The organism is Mesorhizobium sp. M7A.F.Ca.CA.002.05.1.1, from assembly GCF_003998335.1.
Classification (GTDB): Bacteria; Pseudomonadota; Alphaproteobacteria; order Rhizobiales; family Rhizobiaceae; genus Mesorhizobium.
The window spans coordinates 1-1,000 of the sequence record NZ_RZQI01001371.1 but is presented as its reverse complement, the minus strand read 5'-3'; the positions used below and the strand labels follow the sequence as shown (position 1 = coordinate 1,000).

General features: G+C 58.3%; 2 protein-coding genes and 1 pseudogene. 1 reads left to right on the top strand and 2 read right to left on the bottom strand.

All coding sequences use genetic code 11. The annotated features are described in order from the left end of the window. A partial coding sequence (locus EN939_RS35645; protein WP_442919596.1) for a tyrosine phosphatase family protein occupies positions 1-264 on the top strand: 264 nt, incomplete at its 5' end. 22 nt (positions 265-286) lie between these two features. Here EN939_RS35645 and EN939_RS35640 read toward each other — a convergent pair. Both EN939_RS35640 and EN939_RS35635 read right to left on the bottom strand, forming a co-directional pair. Continuing rightward, positions 287-584, bottom strand: a pseudogene (locus EN939_RS35640) (type II toxin-antitoxin system RelE/ParE family toxin). Continuing rightward, positions 584-838: a type II toxin-antitoxin system ParD family antitoxin gene (locus EN939_RS35635; protein ID WP_127271993.1), complete on the bottom strand. Its 255-nt coding sequence runs from the start codon at positions 836-838 to the stop codon at positions 584-586. Before EN939_RS35635 ends, EN939_RS35640 begins: the two are co-directional and overlap by 1 nt. Positions 839-1,000: the final 162 nt, after the last annotated feature.

Below are 1,000 nucleotides of genomic sequence, written 5' to 3'. Positions count from 1 at the left end.
CTCGTGCATTGCTATGCCGGCATCAGCCGCTCGACGGCTTCGGCCTATATCATCGCGGCCGCATTGGCGCCGAAACGCGACGAGGCCGAATTGGCGCGGACGCTGCGGGCGCTGTCGCCCTCGGCAACACCCAATCCGCGACTGATCGCGGTGGCCGATGCGCTGCTTGATCGCAACGGCCGCATGATCGAGGCGATCGAATCGATCGGCCGCGGTGCGGATGCCTTTGAAGGCACGCCCTTCGCGCTGAGGATCGACAGCTAGCTGCCCCCATGTCGTTGTTCGATTATCGGGTGCCTTCATTCGCCCAATCTTCATGCCCGTGCCGTATCCGGACAATGAACACGTCGTCGTCGGCTTCGATCCGGTAGACGACAAGATGGGCTTTGAAGGGATGGATACGCATCGGTGGCGCCAATTCAAGCCGCTCCCGCGCTATTCGGGGACTGGCAGCGATCAGGTCAAAGATCGTGAACAACTCGTCATGATACTGTCTGGCCTGCACAGCGCCCGAACAGGCGCACCCCTTGCTCGGCAATACCGACGATGTCCTCTTCCGCAGCTAAAGAAAGGCGAAATCCCACTACCCATTGCCGGATGGCTTTTCAGCGCGTTTAACCGCCTCCGTGAAAAGCGCGTCCCTGGATCGATTGCCGATGCCACTCTTCAAGCCATCGTCGACAAAGCGCTGCATGGCGGCAATCTTGTCATTGCGCTCCTGATCCCGACGGATCAAATCGCGCACATAGTCGCTCGCGTTGGCGTAACGGCCCGTTTCGGTTTGCGCCTCCACCCAATCTTTCATCGGGTCGGGCAATGATACGTTCATCGTTGCCATACTGGCCTCCATATCTCGTCCAGTATGGTCCGTTTTGGCAAAGTTTGTCAAAATCTCTTGTGCGGAAATCTCTTGTCCAAAAGCGCGATTGTCAGATACGCCCTCCGTCGCCTGGTTTGTTCAAGAGGACAGCGCTTGCCTTTCGATGCCAGACCACTGGTT

Excerpts from the sequence above, each read along its gene's own strand:
- EN939_RS35635 (WP_127271993.1), bottom strand. The coding sequence starts at position 838 with ATGGCAACGATGAACGTATCATTGCCCGACCCGATGAAAGATTGGGTG.